We start from the raw sequence: 17249 nt of genomic DNA, 5'->3' as shown, positions 1-17249 counted from the left end.
GGCCTTCTCGACAGCGTGTTGATGCGCTTGGCCGATATCACCCTGTCCTTCCCGCCGATCCTGCTGGCGATGGCGATCGCGGCCTCACTTGGGCCAGGACTTCTGCACACCGCCATCGCGCTGATCATCGTGTGGTGGCCGATCTATGCGCGGCTGATGCGGGCGCAGGTGATCAATGTGAAGGGGCTCGACCAATCCGGTGCTGACCATCGGCGCGCAGCTGACCGAGGCGCTGATGCTGCACAACCGGACATGGGTCGCGGCGACAGCTTCGCGCCCGGGCGATCGAATTGCTGGAACTGGTCGCGATCCCGCTGCCGGAGCGGCGGTTCGACCAGTATCCGCATGAATTTTCGGGCGGCATGCGCCAGCGAGTGGTCATCGCCATTGCCGTCGCCAATGATCCGGAACTGCTGATCGCGGACGAGCCGACGACCGCGCTGGACGTGACGATCCAGGCACAGATCATCGAGATCTTCGACCGGCTGCGGCGGGAGAAGGGTCTAGCGATCATGCTCATCACCCATGATCTCGGCCTGGTCGCCGGGCTCGCTGATAAAGTGACGATTCTTTATTCGGGCCGCGTCGCCGAGCGCGGTGAGATCGAGGCGGTGTTCCACCGGCCCCGGCATCCCTATACCGCCGGTCTGCTGGCCGCCGTGCCCTCGATCGACACGACAAGCGCCCGTTTGCATGCCATCGAAGGCGTGCCGCCGTCGTTGCTGGATCGTCCGTCGGGCTGCCAGTTCCATCCCCGCTGCGCCTATGCCTTGCCGATCTGCATCGAGCAGGATCCGGACTTCCAGTGGTTCGGCAATTCCATGGCCGCCTGCCACCGCGCCGCCGAGATTTTGCCCAATGTCGATTAGTTCCGTGGCCGCCGAGGCGCCGCTCCTCAAGGTCGAGGATGTGCGAGTCGAGTTCCCGATCACCCGCGGCCTCATCTTCCAACGCAAGGTCGGCAGCATCGGCGCGGTTGCCGGAGTCTCGCTCACTCTCGCGCCGGGAGAGACGCTGAGCCTGGTGGGCGAGTCGGGTTGCGGCAAGTCGACCTTGGCGCGGGCCATTTTGCGGCTGGGCACGCCGAGCACGGGGCGCATTCTGTTCAAGGGGACAGATCTCTCGCGCCTATCGCCCGCCGAAATGCGGCCGTTTCGCCGGCATCTGCAACTAGTCTTTCAGAATCCCTATGCCTGTCTGCACCCGCGCATGACAGCGCACGACATCATCGCCGAGCCGTTGCGCATGCTGGGGCTGGATCGACGGGAGCAGGACGAGCGGGTGGTTCGCTCGATGGAGCGGGTGCAGCTTCTGCCGGAGCAGGCGGGCCGCTATCCCTTCGCTTTCTCCGGCGGCCAGCGGCAGCGGATCGGCATCGCGCGCGCGCTCGCGGTCGATCCCGAGATTGTAGTGCTGGACGAGCCGGTCTCCGCGCTGGACGTTTCGGTGCAGGCGGGCGTGCTGAATCTGCTCAAGGATCTGCAGGCGGCGCAGGGGCTCGCCTATCTCTTCATCGCGCATAACCTATCAGTGGTGCGGCATATCTCGGACCGCGTGGCCGTGATGTATCTCGGCAAGATCGTGGAGAGCGCGCCGCGCGATCAACTCTATAAGCGGCCCGCCCATCCCTATACCGAGGCGCTGCTTTCCGCCGCGCCGGTGCCGGACCCGGTGCGCGAGAAGCAGCGGCGCCGCATCGTGCTGCGTGGCGAGATCCCGAACCCGGCGGACCGCCCCTCCGGCTGCGGCTTTCGTACGCGTTGCCCGAAGGCCACCAAGACCTGCGAGGAGATCGAACCGCCGCTGCTAGCCATCGCCGAGGGCCATGTCGCGAGCTGCCATTACCCGAACCGCTGAGCCGAGGGGTTTTGGGGTTGGAGGTGTCCACTCCGCCACGTCATGCCCATTCCACCACGTCATGGCATGCGAAGGCATGCCATGACGGACGTTTTGGTAACGCTTCGATACTAGACCATCCACGCTGAGGCCCGGTTTCTACTTCGCCCGCAGGGTCGCCCATGGTACGGTTCTTGCTCTGTATCTGCGGGACCATGCTGGAGTGGTTATCCATGCGGAATATCGGACCAAATCACGGCCTCCCTGACATGCGGATCGAGGAGGTTCTGCGCTTTGCCCTCGGGGCGCTGCGCGCGTCGTCCTCGGTTTTCTATTGGATCGACGAAACCCTGGAGATGCAGTCGGCTCAGGTCTCGGGCGCCTGCGAGGAAAGTTTCCACCTGTATGAGGGTGGGATGAATTCCTGCGATCCCTTGAATGTCCGGCGCCTGGTCACTTCAGGGAAGCGCGTCGCAACGCTGGATGCGGATCACGGATTAGCGCCCGCCGCCGAATACGCTCGCTATTGCAGTTACTTGCGCGATAGCCGGATCAGCGATGTTTTGGATTTTGTTTTCTGGCACGGCGATTTCGCTTTCGCCGGATTGGGCATCATCAAGACAACGGAGGATCCGCCGTTCTGCGCGGAAGCCTTGAGCTTTGCCGCCTCCATGCAACCCTATATCGAGTTTAATCTCTTCAGCCATCCTCGGTTGCGGCACCAGCGGCTCACCCGACAATTGAGCGCGGCCTACGGGCTGACCCGCCGGGAGATCGAGGTTACGAAACTGGTACGCCAAGGCTGCACCAATCACGATGTGGCTGACGAACTCGGGATCGCCCTGACCACCGTTAAAACGCATCTCATGCGGCTTTTCGACAAGCTGGGCGTCGAGAACCGGACGTCTTTGGTGTCACGCATCAATCAAATGGAAGGCGAACACCTCGCGGCTGCCTGAGCCGCGGGTGCTGCTTTATCGAGCGAAGGTGGGAGGCGCGATCGCCTCCCACCTTCCAGCTTAGTGAAGCAAGTAAGGCGTGAATGCTCGGCCTTCGCCGAGCATGACCTGGCGGATTGGAGGGATCAGTAATCCATCCCGCCCATGCCGCCCATTCCACCCATGCCGCCGCCACCGCCGCCACCGCCCATCGGGGCGGATTTGTCGGGACGCTCGGCGACCATCGCTTCGGTCGTGATCATCAGCGACGCGATCGAGGCCGCATGCTGCAACGCCGAGCGCACAACCTTGGTCGGGTCGATAATGCCGGCCGCGACCAGGTCCTTGTAGTCGCCGATCTGCGCATCGAAGCCGAAGTTGTACGCGGCGTTCTCCAGCACCTTGCCGCAGATCACCGCGCCATCCTCACCAGCGTTCTCGCTGATCTGACGCATCGGCGACTGAAGGGCCTTGCGGACCACCTCGATGCCGAAACGCTGATCGTCGTTGTCACCCTTGAGGTCCTTCAGCACCAGCGAGGCGCGTGCCAGAGCGACGCCGCCGCCCGGAACGATGCCTTCTTCGACCGCCGCGCGCGTCGCGTGCAGACCGTCGTCAACGCGATCCTTGCGCTCCTTCACCTCGACCTCGGTCGAGCCGCCGACGCGGATCACGGCGATGCCACCGGCGAGCTTCGCGAGACGCTCCTGCAGCTTCTCCTTGTCGTAGTCCGAGGTGGTCTCCTCGATCTGCGCGCGGATCTGGGTGCAGCGGCCCTTGATGTCCTCGGTCTTGCCGACGCCCTCGATGATCGTGGTCGTCTCCTTCTCGATCAACACCTTCTTGGCGCGGCCGAGCATCTCCAGCGTAACGGTCTCGAGCTTGATGCCGAGATCTTCGCTGATGACGGTGCCGCCGGTGAGGATCGCGAGATCTTCCAGCATCGCCTTGCGACGATCGCCAAAGCCCGGAGCCTTCACGGCCGCGACCTTCAGGCCGCCGCGCAGCTTGTTGACGACGAGCGTCGCGAGAGCCTCACCCTCGACATCCTCGGCGATGATCAGCAGCGGACGGGCCGACTGCACGATGGCTTCCAACAGCGGCAGAAGCGTCTGCAGGTTGGAGAGCTTCTTCTCGTGGATGAGAATGTACGGGTCGTCGAGCTGCGCCGTCATCTTCTCGGCGTTGGTGATGAAGTAGGGGCTCATGTAGCCGCGATCGAACTGCATGCCCTCGACGACATCGAGTTCAGTCTGGATGCCCTTGGCTTCCTCGACGGTGATGACACCCTCGTTGCCGACCTTCTGCATTGCTTCCGCGATCATGCGGCCGATCTCGCCTTCGCCATTGGCGCTGATCGTGCCGACCTGGGCGATCTCGGCCTCGGTCGTGATCTTCTTGGTGCGCTTGGCGAGTTCCTCGACGACGGCGACAACCGCCTTGTCGATGCCGCGCTTGAGGTCCATCGGGTTCATACCGGCGGAAACGGCCTTGCCGCCCTCGCGGATGATCGCCTGGGCCAGCACGATCGCCGTCGTGGTGCCGTCGCCGGCCACGTCGTTGGTCTTGCTCGCGACTTCACGCACCATCTGCGCGCCCATGTTCTCGAACTTGTCGGCGAGCTCGATTTCCTTGGCGACGGTAACGCCGTCCTTGGTGATGCGCGGGGCGCCATAGCTCTTGTCGATGACGACGTTGCGGCCCTTGGGGCCGAGTGTCACCTTCACCGCGTCGGCGAGAACGTCAACGCCACGAAGCATGCGGCTGCGAGCGTCGGCGCCGAAGCGCACGTCTTTGCTGGCCATGTATAATTATTCTTTCTTTTGTCGTGCAGCGGATAGGCGGCTGGAGGCTTGGGGCCTAGGCGGCCTTCTTGGAGGCGGACGGCTGGCCCTCAACGATACCCATGATGTCGCTCTCCTTCATGATGAGGAGCTCCTCGCCATCAAGCTTGACCTCTGTGCCGGACCACTTGCCGAACAGGATGCGGTCGCCGGCCTTGACGTCGAGGGCGACGATCTCGCCGGTCTCGTTACGCGCGCCCGGGCCGACGGCGATGACTTCGCCTTCCATCGGCTTCTCTTGGGCGGTGTCGGGGATGATGATGCCGCCACGGGTCTTTTCTTCGGCCGTGACGCGGCGGACGACTACACGGTCGTGAAGGGGACGAAACTTCATGTTTTTGATCCTGGATCGATGCGAAAGGCAGCGAGCGCCGCAGAGGAGGATCACGGAGGATCCGGCTCAGGCGGTCGACGGGGCGGAGCTTTAGCACTCTTGTAAGGAGAGTGCCAGCCTCGCATTCGCGTGAACGCCTGCCATCTTCCTGGCGGCAGTTCCATCTGTCCGGCTATCGCTATTCGTCCCGTGGCCAATAGTGAACGAATAGCCCGGCGACGAAGAGGGCGACCGGGACGAGTGCGATCCAGGTCCTCATGTCCATTTAGCCCTCCATCCATATTTGGAGAACTCGGAACAATGTCAGGGCCTAAGCTTTGCTAGGCGGCCACGAACCTAGAGCCATCAGCATAGGGATGTGAAGTTGAATGTGGGCGGTATCGCCAGGCCGTTTTTCGACTCCACCGCCGCTCAGCCGTCCAGCGCTTCGCGCATCGTCTGGACCCAGATCGCGGTCTCGCTCTCAACCCTCTCCGCCTCAATAAGGCGAGACCCAACCACCTCACCACTCTCCATGGCGTCGAGGCGGTCACGAAGGGCGCTTTTCTGGTGCGGCTCCAGTAAAGGCAAAAGGGCCAGGATCAAGAGCTCCTGACAGGAGGTCTTGACGCGCAGGCTCGCCACGGTTGTTCGCAGCTCGGCCTCAATTTCAGGGCTCATCCTTCGCTCACTTCCTCATCCCCGTGGCGAGTGCTAGCGGTCTCCCGGCGTGACTTGCCGGTCCCCAGAGTTCGCCGAACCAGGAACATTCTCGGGTGTGGGAGAGGCCCGTCGCGACGCATTCCGTGCCAAGCCAGCAGCGTGTCGAACATGAAGGCGATGAGCGCGCCGACGACACAGGCGAGGGCCGCCCCGAACAGGATAAAGAGCCAGGACGCTATAGCTGTGTCCCGAAGGCCGCCAAGAAATAGGACGAAGGCCGCGCCGCAAGTCGCGGTGCCGCCCAAGGCGCCCAGGGCGACCGCGGCGTCCAATGCCAGAAGCCGCAGCCGCAGCCGCACCATATGGGCGTTCAGCTGACGCCGCTCCGCCTCTGTCGGATCGCCTCGAAGCAGTTCCGATGCGTGTTCGGTGTGATCGGAGACGCGTGCCAAGCGAGTATTGAACACGCCGATGAGGGTGCCGATGCCGGAAAGCAGAAAGATCGGCGTCAGTGCGATTTGGACAACATGCGCCACACTGGCGACAGGATCGCCGCTCGTCAGATCTGGAACCGGAAAAGCCATCAGCTTGACGTATGGACTAAACAGGCCATTGGGCGGGCTTCCTCAGCCTCGGCACACTCCGCGACTGGGTGCGCGAGCGAGAGGTCTTAGTAAGAAATGCTCGATTCTGACAAGCTGGTAGGGCAAGGCCGCTGCATCAACTGGCGCTTTCACGAGGGAAGATCAGTCGAACTCGCGTGCCTTGATCCGGTTTGCTGTCGATCAGCAACCGCCCACCAGATTTCTCGACGAATTCGAGTACCAGGAAGAGGCCGACTCCTGTTCCGCGATTGGCCGTTTTGGTCGTAAAGAATAGCTCGGTCGCACGCTTCAGGACATCCGGCGGCATACCATGGCCACTATCCGAAATCGCCAGCTCGATTGCTTCCTGGCCGGCTTTGCTGTGACCAAACAGCGTCGCGGCCGCTTCGGATGCCGGTAGCACGCGCGTCGCGAAGGTCACCGTCCCACCCTCAGGCATCGCATCCGCGGCGTTACGGAGAAGGCTGAGGAGTGCCAGTTCCAGCTGACCACGGTCGAGGCGCACGAAAATTGATGACTCGGTCAAATCAAGGCTGACACTCAGGCGATCAGAAACAAACTCGGCGCCGGGTTTCTCGATCTCGTGCAGGATCTGGTTTAAGTCGAGCCTTTGATTTCCGGCCACCTGACGCCTTGTCAGCGATAGCAGTTCGCTGGCGAGCGCACCTGCGCGCTTGGATGCCCAATCGGCCCGTTCGAGAGGCGTCTTCACACGATCATCGGCGGCGCGGGCGGCTGCCTGCTCGACGCTGCCCAGCACAACCGTCATAAGATTGTTGAACTCGTGCGCGACTCCCGAGGCGAGGGCCGCCATACTCTCCATCCGCTGCGCCTGGCGCCGCATTGCCTGCCGGTGACCGCTCACATCGATCTGGCTTGCGAAGAAGTAGATCAGCTTGCCGTTTTCGTCGAAGATCGGGCTGACGTAGAGCGCGTTCCAGAATCCCGACCCATCGCTGCGGTAGTTGTAAAGTTCCTCGGTCACGGGTCGGCGCTCGGCGACCGCACTGCGGATACGCGCCACGGCCTCAGGATCCGTCTCCGGTCCTTGCAGAAAGCGGCAATTGCGCCCGAGCGCGGATTCTAGCGTGTAGCCGGTCAACTCGGTGAAAGCGGGGTTCAGGTAGACGAGAGGACAATCGGGCAGGTTGGGGTCGGCGAAGGCCATGGCCATGCGGGTTTTGCCAACAGCCGAGGCAAAGACGTGCTCCGCGAGGAGCGCTTGTTTGGGCACGGCGGGCTCAAGCTGAGTGACGGCGCGCTGCTCAGAATCCATCATCGCGCCATTTATCCCGCATCGGCTCAAGCCGGTTGGCATCAACGGGGGTTACCCCGCATTGTGACGCAATCCTTGGATACCGCGACGAAAACCACAAGCACCGGCGCGATCACGATCCCTGATTAGTCAATCCTTTAGCGGTAACGTTGAAGATGCCCATCAATAGGGCGGTCGACAGCATGAGACCGGATGCGAGCCAAACCGCGGCGGCGGCCGCGCCCGAATGTTCTCGAAGAACGCCCGCGAGCGCCGGGCCGAGCGACAGAATCACGTAGTAGACGGTCATGAAGGCACCGAGACCTCCCGCGCGGTGTTCCGGGCTTAGCACCCTGGATGGCAGCGCCATGATCGCGCCCGCCGGTGGCCCGATGGCGAGACCGAACACCACGCAGCCAGCGAGCGCCCCCATCCGGGACGGCAACAGCGCCAGGGCAATGCCCGCGAGGGCTGAGAAGACCACGATGGCAGCATCGGTTCGCCCGCTGCGTTGAACGCCAAGGCCGCCCAGCGGAACGGACAGCATGATGATCCACAGCGCGGCACTCACCCAGGCGGCGGATGTGATGGCCGAGAGGCCCAACTCGGTCATTGCCGCCGGAGCGAAGCTGAAGAAGAGCACTAGAGTGAGGTTCAGGTTTCCCCACATCAGACTGGCGACCGTGGTGGGGAGGAGTTGACGGAGCGGCGGCAGCATGGGCAGTCGCGCCGCGCCCGCCATTGGCGCAACAGCACGCGGCGGGTCCCGGTAACCGATGATGATCAGAAACAGCGCGATTCCGCATAGCGCCGCGGCCTCATACATCACCCAGCGCCAGCCCTCCGACGCGGCAAGGGCCGGCTGCACCAGCAGCCCGGCGGCGATTCCGAAGGGCCAGCTGGCCAGCACGACGCCCATGGCAAAGATGATCTCCCGGCCGACAAACCAGTCGGTCGCCATCTTGGTCAGGACGAGGCTAAATATGACCGAGCCGGCACCGCTTACGATGCGGCCGGCAAAAGCCGCTGCCACCGTATGCCCGAGGCCAAGCAGTATGCCACCCAGCACCATCAAAGTGAGCCCGGCCACGCATAGCCTTTTGTCGCCGAACCGGCGCATGAGCAGGCCACTCGGGAAGGCTACGACAATACCTGGGACCATGTAGAACCCGATCAGGCTGCCGATCCCGCCATAGTCGATGTGAAGGTCGGTCATCAGCAACGGAGTCGTCGAAGCAACGGATTGGAACTGGAATCCCATGGCAGTGCGGGCCAGGAAGAGCACGCTCAGGATACGCCAACGCTGGTCGAGCATTTGGCAACGCTCCGCCGCTGCGAGGTTCCGGACACAATGCCCTCCCTCGTCGTCCAGTCGATGGAATGCCGGCCCTTGGCCTTATCGCTCGCCGGGTAGGCGAAAACCGGTCACGACCGGGTAAGTCTCGATGCCGCGCCGATGATATCGAAGAGGTCGAGAAGCCGGGCGACATAATGATCGTGGACTGAGAAGCCGGCGGCCGCGGGATCGAAGAACTGACGCTCCAGGCCATCGATCATGTGTATCAAGCGCCGCCGGTGCAATCCGAGCGCTCGCTGGATCGGATCGGATACGACACCCGCGAAGGCTGCAAAAGTTGCCGACGCGAGCATCAGGCCGCTGGTGGCTGTTATGACCAGCCCGGCGGATGGGAGGGCTGGGAATAGCCCATACCAGAACCCGCCAAGCCAGCCGCCGAGGGGAAAGGCACCGACCGCTGCTTGCTTTGCCATCAGCCCCGCGAGAGCCGGGCCGAGCGAGGCGGCCCCAGGCGTCAGCTTATTGAGCGCGACCGCGCCCGCGCCGAGGTTGAGCAACCCGGTGGTGATCTCCGCAGCCGCGGTTCGCGTGACCCGATACTCGCTCATCGCCCGGCCCAATCGCTCGCGGAACAGCGGATCATCGCCGTGCCGGCCGATTCCGAGGAGTGCGGCCTCCACGGCCTGTACCACGCCGGGCTCGGCGAGAATGGCTTCGGAGAGCGCATCAATCTGCTTCTCGCGATGTTTCTGGGCGATCGGCAATTCCAGCAATTCGGTGTGGACCAGCCACTCGATTTCCCGCGCGATCGCCGTCTCCAACAGGATGGAGCGGCCCAGCGCCTTGGCCGTGCGGGGCGCACCGAGCCGCCGGGCCAGTTTTGCGCCGAGCTGCATGCCGAGCTGCGGCGCGGCCAAACTTAGATTCAGCGGCGCTTTGGCGATATCCCAACCCACAGCCGCCCGGTGCAGCGCGAGCGTGCCCCGTAGCGAGAAATGGGCATCCACGAAGGGAGTTACCCGGGCCCGGCGGTCCGCGAAATAACGGCGCGCGCCCTGGGCCACCGCCTCGATGGCTAGTTCGCGGCTGAGCGCCGGAGGCGGCGGCGCGGCAATGCTGTCCTCCATGGCAAGAGGAAGACACGTGTCGTGGCGTTCGCCCAGCACACGCGCGGAAATTTCTGCGATGTGCCCGAGGGGCCCGGTCCGCCTACAGGCGGACCGTCTGACGCGTCTCCGCGCTGCGCACGGCGGCCTCGATAAGTTGGATCCCGCGCAATCCGTCCGCGAAGGAAGGAAATGCCGCCGGCTCGCCGCGCATCGCGGACCATGCCTGGGAAACAACATTGCGGAATGCGTCGAGATAGCCCTCGGCATGCCCCGCGGGGAGCCTCGACATCCAGGCACGATCGGCCGAGAGTTTATCCGGTGACCGCTGCAGGATCGTGTTTCCGGCGGCACTCCGCTCTACATAGATGTTCGGCTCCTGCTGGTTCCAGTCGAAACCGGATTCTGGACCATCGGCGGAGAGTATTATCGTGTTGGGGTGTCCAGGCGACACGCCGCTCACCGTCATGCTTCCGGCTGCTCCACCAGAGAAGCGGACGAGCAAATCCGCTTGCTCCTCCAGATTGCTAACCACAGTGACGCTATCGCCGCCGGACACCGCGCCTGGAGGACGCGGCCCCTCACCCGCGCCGCCTCTCCAGATACGCTCCGCCTGATGGGTCGAAAACTGCGCGGCGATATCGACGATCCGCTGACCGGAGACGTATTCGGCCATATCCAGCCAATGCACGCCCAGGTCCATTAAGACATAGGAACGTCCGGTTGATCCTGGGGTGAACAGCCAGACATATTTGTCAGCCGCCAAAACATCCTCGGACAGATAGCAGCCGCCCAATCTGCGCAACTTGCCGAAAGCGCCGTCCGCCACCTTGGCCCGCAGAACTTCGACGAGCGGATAGCCGCGATAGGTATACGCGATTGCGCCAATACGATCCGCGCGCTTGGCGGCATCGATCATGCGGAAGCATTCCTCGGCCGAGGTCGCCATCGGCTTCTCGCACAACACATGCGCTCCGCTCTCAAAAGCCGCGATGCTATGCTCGGCGTGAAGGTGATTGGGGGAGCAGACATGCACGACATCCGGTCTCTGCTCACGCAGCATCAGCGGGACATCATCATAGGGCTTGCCCACGCCAAAGGCTGTTGCCGCTTCGATCGTGCGGCTAGACACGCCTACAATCTGGCCACCCAGTTGCCCGATCAGAGTGGCATGGATGCGCGCTATTCCGCCTGTCCCGATGATCGCGGCACGCATCGTCCTAGCCTCCTCTCTCGTGTATCGAACTAAGCCCTCGCAGCCGCTTCGACTACGTCAAGGCCTGCCGCCATGGCCGCCTGCCGAAGGTTCTTGTATCCGAGCGTGGCGTAAGTCAGTGGATTTGCCTTGCGCGGGTCCTGCTCTGCCTCCACCACTAGCCAGCCGTCATATCGAGCCGCGTGCAACTGCTCCAGCAGAGGCTGGAACGCGACGAAACCGTCACCTGGAACGGTGAAGATTCCATCCATGACCGCATCCATGAAGCTCATGTCCGTCGCCCGTGCTGTCTCGAGCACGTCGGAACGAACATCCTTGCAGTGAAAATGCACGACGCGGTTGATATGGCGGCGAAGCAAGGAGGCCGGATCGCCACCAGCGAAAAGACAATGCCCCGTATCGAAGAGAAGGCCGACCGCTTCGCCCGTTTCCGCTATGAGCCGGTCGATTTCAGCGTCGGACTCGACGATGGTTCCCATATGGTGATGAAACGCCATGCCGACGCCGAATGTCGCCATTCGCTCGGCAAGCGCGGTAAGCTTGGCGCCGTAGGCGGGCCATTCTTCGTCGGACAGCCTCGGACGTCGAGAAATCGGCTGATAGATACCGTCATGCCGTCCACGCGATGTATCAGCATAGACGACGACTTTGCATCCCAGATCGCGAAGCAACGTAAGGTGAGGCAGGATCCGGTCGAATTCTTCGCTCACATCCCGGTCGAGAATACCGCCGTCATACCATCCCGAGACCAGCTCGAGCTGGTAGCTTTGCAGAATTGGCCCGAGTTCAGCTGCGGAACGGGGAAATTTGCCGCCCAGCTCCGTCCCGGCGTATCCGGCGGCCCTGGTTTCCGTCAGGCAGGTCTCCAAAGGAATGTCACCGCCGAGTTCGGGCACATCGTCATTAGTCCAGGTTATTGGGTTGATGCCGAGTTTGACGGACATTTTCTATTCTCCCCCCGCTGCACGTTCGGCAGCCTGAAGCGCGGCAACCGCGTCCTCGGCGGATGCGCCTGCTGCCGCACCTCCTCGCACCCAAGACGCAAAGCCTTCCGCCTGCAATTTCAGCGCCTCCATGAAAACAGCGGTTCCGTTCGGAGGAGCGAGAAAGCGACTTTCCGCAGCATCACGTGAGCCGAACACGTCCACGCGACAGATATCGCCATGAATGTGACGACGCCCCAAAGAAACCAAGCCAGTGGCGCCACGATCGAGAGTGCAAAGCGCGGCCGCGCTGTCTGGATCGCCACCCGCAGCGGGATCGACTGATGTCTGCGCCCTGGCCACTGAGATATTCGACAGCCTTTGACCTGTCAGCCATTGCATTTGGTCAAATTCGTGGACGCCCATATCCACGAAGATACCACCGCTGCGGGAGCGGAACATGGCCGATGGTGGCTCTTCATCCCACTGGTAACACGCCACGAAATAGATCTCGCCGAAGGCACCTGACGTGATGCGGGCCTTGAGATGCTGGAGTTCGGGGACGAAGCGTCGCCAGTATGCGACTTGCAGAGGAACGGAGCGTTGGGAAGCCAACTCGGCCGCGCGTCTCGCTTGCGCCGATGTAATGCCGCAGGGTTTCTCGCAAAGGATCGGAATACCCGCTGCTGTGGCCTGATCCACGACTTCCAGATGATGATCGCTGGGCGTCGCGATCAGAATGCCGTCCAAATCGCTGCGGCGAAGCAAGTCTCCCAGTTCCGCCGAGACCGCATAACCTTGCTCGGTCAGTTCCGCGCGCGTCGCCTCCACCGTCTCGGCCACAGCGACTACTTTGACCTGCCGGGAGGACGAGAGCGCGGCGAGATGCGTGCGCCCCATGCGACCCGCGCCCACCACGCCGAGCCTGAACATCTCTGTCACGGCACGCGCATCCGAGATTGCAGGCGGAGCTGATCCGCCATCAGGCCGCGCCCCCGCTCGCGTTCCAGAATGTCGGACTGTCCCTGGGAACGCGTGTACGATGCGCTTCGATGATGGCCCCACAAAGCGCGATGTCGCGAAGCGCATCTTCACCCGAAGTTGTTGGCGCCCGCCCGGTTGTCGCGCATTCGTGGAAGTGAATGAGTTCGTTCTTAAAGCTCTCGGTAAAGGATGTCGTTTCCTCACTGCGCCAGGCGCGACCGGAAACGGGCTCCCCACCTTCAATGGAGAGCAGCGTCGGCAGATTCCGCACGAAAGGCGAAGGAAATGACAGGGTCAGCCTTTGATCGGGCGCGTAAAAGGCGAATTCCATCTGATATCTGGCGATTCCCGGAAGATCTACCCAAGTGATCACGCATTGTGCCGGCCCAAAGCGGAGAACCGCGGTTACGCTCTGCTCCTGAATATCCGCAAATTCCAGCCGGTCTGGCTCTCCCATTATGCCGCGGATCGTATTGAATTCATGCACCATGCTGTCCAGCAGAACGAGATGATAGGCGCGTCGGCACAGCTCATCCGTCTCGCCGATTGCCGCGGTGATGCGGTCCCGGTTGTCGGCCGCGAAACGCGCGATCAAGTCCTTGGATAAATCATCGGGTTTGTGAAGTGGGTACTGGCGGATATATGGGTCGATAGGCGATTCCAGGGTCGTGACCTTTATCAATCTCAGGTCGAGTTGCGCCTCGCGTTCCTTGAGAAGTCGCAGATATGCGAGGTCGTAGCGCTTGTTGTACGCAACCATCAGCGTGACGCTGCTCTTCTGCGCTGCAACAATCATCGCGTGCCCCTCCGCCACAGAGAAGCACATGGGCTTCTCGACAAGGACATGCATACCCGCTTCCGCGGCCGCGATGGCGATCGGCGCGTGGCTCCCGGATGACAGCACAAATACTGCGTCAAGAGGCAGACGGAGCATCTCCTCCCAACTTCTAAAGGTTTCCGTTACCCCGTAGGTCTTGGCACAGGCCGCGCGCACGCTCTCCGAGACATCACAAATCGCCGCTATTTCAAAAAGCTCCGAGAGCTCACGCAAATAGTGGAGGTGCATGACCTGCGCGACCAAACCACAGCCCACGACGCCGACTTTGAGTCTTTTTGACATCTAGCGGTACCGTGTTTGTGGAACGTTCCAGGTGATGTTATGCAGCCGAACCGTGACTGTCAAGCGTAAGCCTGAAAATCTCAGACCCAGGCTGGGCCTTCCACATTGCTTTGCTCCCCCTGAGAGAGCGTGGAATTAGAATGTTATGCCGTTGGGAGCGATTACCACCTTCATGGCGGCGTCCGTCTGTGCCAACTCGACCGCCTCATGCGCCCGATCCAGGGGCATTCGGTGGCTCACGAAGCGACCCAGAGGTATGCGATCCAGATTCGCCGCCATCAGGCGCATTGAGGGAGCGTAAGAGGTCGCCGTTTCGCCGCCGATACCGATAATGCTCACGTTGCGCGTACAAATATCCGAATTCGGATTGATGCTGACTGGTCCCATATCGACAAATGTTCCAGCCTCGACCACAACGCCTCCAACTCGCACCATCTTCAGCGCCTCCACAAATCCCTGCGGCACGCCGCTGCAGGAGAGCACAATGTCCGCCCCGAGTCCGCTGGTGGCCTCACGCACTCGCCTGACGCGCTCTTCTGCGTTCGTATTGCCGACGAGTAGCGTTAGATCAGCGCCAAATTCCTCTGCCATCCTGAGTCGCGAGGGAAACAAATCGCTCGCGATCAGCTTTCCGGCTCCGAGCAGCTTCGCTTTGATGAGATGGCACATTCCAAGAGGGCCAACGCCCAGCACGGCGACAGACCCGCCAAATCGGTTCCCGCCCATTTGCCCCAAGAGCGAAAGTGCGGTCTCTACGCCATGTGTGACCGCCATGATCTCCGTAAGCACCGCGACATTGTCGGGCAGGTTCTCCGGCACCCGAAACAGCTGCGTGCCTGGGAGCAGATACATGTGCTCGGACCAGCCACCAAACAGATGGGGTGCGAGGCCGCTATGCAGACTGTTGCCGTAGTCACGCATGTTCTCGCAGAAATAGTAAGGAAACGAATTGCGGCAGAAATGGCAGATGCCGCAGGCGACATTCGCTGCCGGCACGATCCGATCGCCCAGTTTGAGGGCCACACCCTCGCTGTCGTAAACGACGCCCCCAAGTGCCGCGACTTCTCCGACGGTCTCATGGCCACAGATGAGCGGATAGGTCAGGTCCCGCTCATGGGCCGTTCCGGCATATTGCTTGCTCTCGCCGCGAAAGGTGTGTTTATCGGTGCCGCATATTCCCGAGTAATGGACTTTCAGAATCACCGCACCCGGCTCTGGGTCGGGCATCGGGAACTCTCGAACACAGATCAGCCCTGGTCTTTCGGTGACGGCCGCCCGAACCGAGGTCATGTGAGAAGGCCCTTCACGTTAATCGCTTCCAATGCAATCTAACCTTTCACGGCGCCGCCCATCGAGAATCCGCCACTGAACGGCCGCGACATCAGGATGTAGAGTACGACTACGGGCAGAGAATAGACGATCGAGAAGGCCGCGATATCACCATAGCGAACCGCCGCGGAGCCGATTAGTCCATAAATCTTCAACGGGCCAGTCGCCTGCGATGGATCGCTGATGAGGACCAACGGCGGCAGGAAAGCGCCCCACGCATTGATGAAGCTGTAAATTGCAGCCGCGAAAATCCCCGGAAGCGCAACCGGAACGGTGACATGAAGGATGACCTGCAGGATATTGGCGCGCTCGATTGTCGCCGCTTCCTCTAGTTCCTTTGGCACAGCATCGATCGCCGTCTTTATGAGCCAAAGCGCGAAGGGCAAACTTGTAACTCCAAGGAACACGCCGGTTGGGACAAGGCTGAGCAGGTCATATTTCGCAAAGACCTCAAAGACGGGGACGATCATGATGGCGACGGGGATTCCCGTCAGGAAAAGAACGCCGACCATGAGTTCGTCGGACAAAGGTATATTCCGCCGCGAAAGTGCATAGCCGCCGAAGACCCCGGCGATGGTAGAGACTCCGGTCGCGACTAAGGAAATCTCGAGGGTGTTCAGCAGGGCTTGAAGGTAGTCACCTCGAGTGACGGCGATGAGGTTGGCGAGTGTGAAATGCGGCAGCTGGAGCGCCCAGCCAGCATTGGCGTCAACGGCGGCGAGGGCGAGCCATAGCATGGGGGCCAAGAATGCGAGACCGATGATGGCGAGAAGCCCGTTCGTGACGAACCATTCCCGCGTTTTTTTCACATCCGCAATGGGCGGCCCGCCAGCGTTTCCATCAGCGACAGCACTCGCCGACTGGATCATGCCAGCTTTCCCTGGGGCCGATAGCCCGCGCGTGACGGCCGCGAAACCCGAACATAGAGATAGGCAAAGACGGTCGCGATTATGACCACGACGTCACCGAGTAGAGCGCCATAGGCCAGTTTGTTGAACTGAAACGCTTGTTGATAGGAATAGATCGGCAGGATGTTCGTGGCATTCCCGGGACCGCCAGCGGTCATGATGTAGATCAGCGAGAAATTTGCGAGACTTAGCAGCGTCACGAGCAGGACGTTCGTTACGATGGTCGGGCGCATGATCGGCAGAGTAAGGGAGCGGAAGATTTGCCAGCGTGACGCGCCTTCCATCTTTCCCGCCTCAAGCACCTCCGCCGGCACAGTTCTAAGACCAGAGGATAAGACAAGCATCGAAAATCCAGCAGTCGACCAAATATTGGCGAGACACACGATCGTCATCGGAAAATCGTTCAGAATGTCGCTATCGGAGCCGCTCAACAGGCTTAGCGTTCCTCCGGTCGTGCTGAATGCATACCAAAGGAGTGCGGCGGTGATTGGTGGCAGCATCCAGGCGACGACAACAATCGCTCCTACCACCGTGCGCAGCCACGTGACAGCGTGCTGCATAAGAACCGCCAGTGCCATGCCTATGATGGTGACGCCAACGACGGCCGAGGCACCGAGGAAGATCGCTGTGAGCTTCAGTGATTCCCAGAACAGACGGTCATTCACCAGCCTGTGGAGGTTCTTCAATCCGGTGAAGTGGAAGTGCTGCGCGGTCGGCCCGACAAGAGCTATGTTTGTCACACCGAGATAAAAGGCAAATCCTACCGGGCCAATGAACATCACGACAAGCAGCAATGTCGCCGGTAGCAACAGGAGAATGCCGACGGCGTCGAGCTGCTGCTCACCGTCGGCGGCCGCGGATGATTTCCACCATCCGCGACGCTCGCCATTCTCCGGCCGCATCGCAGTGGCT

At 61.7% G+C, this 17249-nt stretch carries 18 protein-coding genes; 4 read left to right on the top strand and 14 right to left on the bottom strand.

Features of this window, described 5'->3' with window-relative positions; all coding sequences use genetic code 11:
- The 4 genes from GSQ83_RS30195 to GSQ83_RS29365 all read left to right on the top strand — a co-directional run.
- On the top strand, positions 1–417 hold a 417-nt coding region (locus GSQ83_RS30195), incomplete at its 5' end, for an ABC transporter permease subunit (protein WP_216850627.1).
- Complete coding sequence (locus GSQ83_RS30815) at positions 300–869, top strand: ABC transporter ATP-binding protein (RefSeq protein ID WP_254065989.1); 570 nt, start codon at positions 300–302, stop codon at positions 867–869. The genes GSQ83_RS30195 and GSQ83_RS30815, both read left to right, overlap by 118 nt.
- A complete protein-coding gene (locus GSQ83_RS29370; RefSeq protein WP_158806615.1) occupies positions 859–1857 on the top strand; it encodes an ABC transporter ATP-binding protein in 999 nt (332 codons plus the stop codon). The genes GSQ83_RS30815 and GSQ83_RS29370 overlap by 11 nt, the downstream gene beginning before the upstream one ends.
- Positions 1858–2069: 212 nt before the next feature.
- Complete coding sequence (locus GSQ83_RS29365) at positions 2070–2795, top strand: response regulator transcription factor (RefSeq protein WP_158806614.1); 726 nt, start codon at positions 2070–2072, stop codon at positions 2793–2795.
- A gap of 125 nt (positions 2796–2920) precedes the next feature.
- On the opposite strand, the gene groL is transcribed toward GSQ83_RS29365, so the two are convergent.
- From groL to GSQ83_RS29295, 14 genes are all read right to left on the bottom strand, one after another.
- Entirely contained in the window at positions 2921–4579 is a 1659-nt protein-coding gene (gene groL / locus GSQ83_RS29360) for a chaperonin GroEL (protein ID WP_158806613.1), read from the bottom strand.
- A gap of 55 nt (positions 4580–4634) precedes the next feature.
- Complete coding sequence (groES, locus tag GSQ83_RS29355; protein WP_158806669.1) at positions 4635–4952, bottom strand: co-chaperone GroES; 318 nt, start codon at positions 4950–4952, stop codon at positions 4635–4637.
- A gap of 411 nt (positions 4953–5363) precedes the next feature.
- Positions 5364–5612, bottom strand: a complete 249-nt coding sequence (locus tag GSQ83_RS29350; RefSeq protein WP_158806612.1) for a hypothetical protein — start codon at positions 5610–5612, stop codon at positions 5364–5366.
- Positions 5609–6178, bottom strand: a complete 570-nt coding sequence (locus GSQ83_RS29345) for a DUF2721 domain-containing protein (protein ID WP_158806611.1) — start codon at positions 6176–6178, stop codon at positions 5609–5611. The genes GSQ83_RS29350 and GSQ83_RS29345 overlap by 4 nt, the downstream gene beginning before the upstream one ends.
- Positions 6179–6314: 136 nt before the next feature.
- Positions 6315–7478, bottom strand: coding sequence for a PAS domain-containing protein (locus GSQ83_RS29340; protein WP_158806610.1), 1164 nt, complete (start codon positions 7476–7478; stop codon positions 6315–6317).
- A gap of 109 nt (positions 7479–7587) precedes the next feature.
- Entirely contained in the window at positions 7588–8769 is a 1182-nt protein-coding gene (locus tag GSQ83_RS29335; protein ID WP_158806609.1) for an MFS transporter, read from the bottom strand.
- Positions 8770–8879: 110 nt separating this feature from the next.
- A complete protein-coding gene (locus GSQ83_RS29330) occupies positions 8880–9878 on the bottom strand; it encodes a DUF6635 family protein (protein WP_216850626.1) in 999 nt (332 codons plus the stop codon).
- An 82-nt stretch (positions 9879–9960) separates the two neighbouring features.
- Positions 9961–11073 (bottom strand): Gfo/Idh/MocA family protein, encoded by a 1113-nt coding sequence (locus GSQ83_RS29325; RefSeq protein ID WP_158806608.1) that lies wholly within the window; start codon positions 11071–11073, stop codon positions 9961–9963.
- A gap of 29 nt (positions 11074–11102) precedes the next feature.
- Complete coding sequence (iolE, locus tag GSQ83_RS29320) at positions 11103–12017, bottom strand: myo-inosose-2 dehydratase (protein WP_158806607.1); 915 nt, start codon at positions 12015–12017, stop codon at positions 11103–11105.
- Between the two features lie 3 nt (positions 12018–12020).
- Positions 12021–12929: a Gfo/Idh/MocA family protein gene (locus tag GSQ83_RS29315; RefSeq protein ID WP_158806667.1), complete on the bottom strand. Its 909-nt coding sequence runs from the start codon at positions 12927–12929 to the stop codon at positions 12021–12023.
- A gap of 49 nt (positions 12930–12978) precedes the next feature.
- Positions 12979–14100, bottom strand: a complete 1122-nt coding sequence (locus tag GSQ83_RS29310; protein ID WP_158806606.1) for a Gfo/Idh/MocA family protein — start codon at positions 14098–14100, stop codon at positions 12979–12981.
- A 135-nt stretch (positions 14101–14235) separates the two neighbouring features.
- Positions 14236–15327: a zinc-binding dehydrogenase gene (locus tag GSQ83_RS29305; RefSeq protein ID WP_158806605.1), complete on the bottom strand. Its 1092-nt coding sequence runs from the start codon at positions 15325–15327 to the stop codon at positions 14236–14238.
- A 101-nt stretch (positions 15328–15428) separates the two neighbouring features.
- The gene (locus GSQ83_RS29300) at positions 15429–16298 is read right to left on the bottom strand and encodes a carbohydrate ABC transporter permease (RefSeq protein WP_158806604.1); all 870 of its coding nucleotides are present in this window, start codon (positions 16296–16298) and stop codon (positions 15429–15431) included.
- Positions 16295–17239: a carbohydrate ABC transporter permease gene (locus GSQ83_RS29295; protein ID WP_158806603.1), complete on the bottom strand. Its 945-nt coding sequence runs from the start codon at positions 17237–17239 to the stop codon at positions 16295–16297. The genes GSQ83_RS29300 and GSQ83_RS29295 overlap by 4 nt, the downstream gene beginning before the upstream one ends.
- Positions 17240–17249: the final 10 nt, after the last annotated feature.

It is taken from the genome of Acidisoma sp. L85, assembly GCF_009765865.1.
Taxonomy (GTDB): domain Bacteria; phylum Pseudomonadota; class Alphaproteobacteria; order Acetobacterales; family Acetobacteraceae; genus Acidisoma.
The sequence above is the reverse complement of the archived record's forward strand: the minus strand, read 5'-3'. Positions and strand labels throughout refer to the sequence as shown.

Coding starts and splice junctions, on each gene's coding strand:
- GSQ83_RS29370 (WP_158806615.1), top strand. CDS start 859: ATGTCGATTAGTTCCGTGGCCGCCGAGGCGCCGCTCCTCAAGGTCGAG.
- GSQ83_RS29365 (WP_158806614.1), top strand. CDS start 2,070: ATGCGGAATATCGGACCAAATCACGGCCTCCCTGACATGCGGATCGAG.
- groL (WP_158806613.1), bottom strand. CDS start 4,579: ATGGCCAGCAAAGACGTGCGCTTCGGCGCCGACGCTCGCAGCCGCATG.
- groES (WP_158806669.1), bottom strand. CDS start 4,952: ATGAAGTTTCGTCCCCTTCACGACCGTGTAGTCGTCCGCCGCGTCACG.
- GSQ83_RS29350 (WP_158806612.1), bottom strand. CDS start 5,612: ATGAGCCCTGAAATTGAGGCCGAGCTGCGAACAACCGTGGCGAGCCTG.
- GSQ83_RS29345 (WP_158806611.1), bottom strand. CDS start 6,178: ATGGCTTTTCCGGTTCCAGATCTGACGAGCGGCGATCCTGTCGCCAGT.
- GSQ83_RS29340 (WP_158806610.1), bottom strand. CDS start 7,478: ATGATGGATTCTGAGCAGCGCGCCGTCACTCAGCTTGAGCCCGCCGTG.
- GSQ83_RS29335 (WP_158806609.1), bottom strand. CDS start 8,769: ATGCTCGACCAGCGTTGGCGTATCCTGAGCGTGCTCTTCCTGGCCCGC.
- GSQ83_RS29330 (WP_216850626.1), bottom strand. CDS start 9,878: ATGGAGGACAGCATTGCCGCGCCGCCGCCTCCGGCGCTCAGCCGCGAA.
- GSQ83_RS29325 (WP_158806608.1), bottom strand. CDS start 11,073: ATGCGTGCCGCGATCATCGGGACAGGCGGAATAGCGCGCATCCATGCC.
- iolE (WP_158806607.1), bottom strand. CDS start 12,017: ATGTCCGTCAAACTCGGCATCAACCCAATAACCTGGACTAATGACGAT.
- GSQ83_RS29315 (WP_158806667.1), bottom strand. CDS start 12,929: ATGTTCAGGCTCGGCGTGGTGGGCGCGGGTCGCATGGGGCGCACGCAT.
- GSQ83_RS29310 (WP_158806606.1), bottom strand. CDS start 14,100: ATGTCAAAAAGACTCAAAGTCGGCGTCGTGGGCTGTGGTTTGGTCGCG.
- GSQ83_RS29305 (WP_158806605.1), bottom strand. CDS start 15,327: ATGCCCGACCCAGAGCCGGGTGCGGTGATTCTGAAAGTCCATTACTCG.
- GSQ83_RS29300 (WP_158806604.1), bottom strand. CDS start 16,298: ATGATCCAGTCGGCGAGTGCTGTCGCTGATGGAAACGCTGGCGGGCCG.
- GSQ83_RS29295 (WP_158806603.1), bottom strand. CDS start 17,239: ATGCGGCCGGAGAATGGCGAGCGTCGCGGATGGTGGAAATCATCCGCG.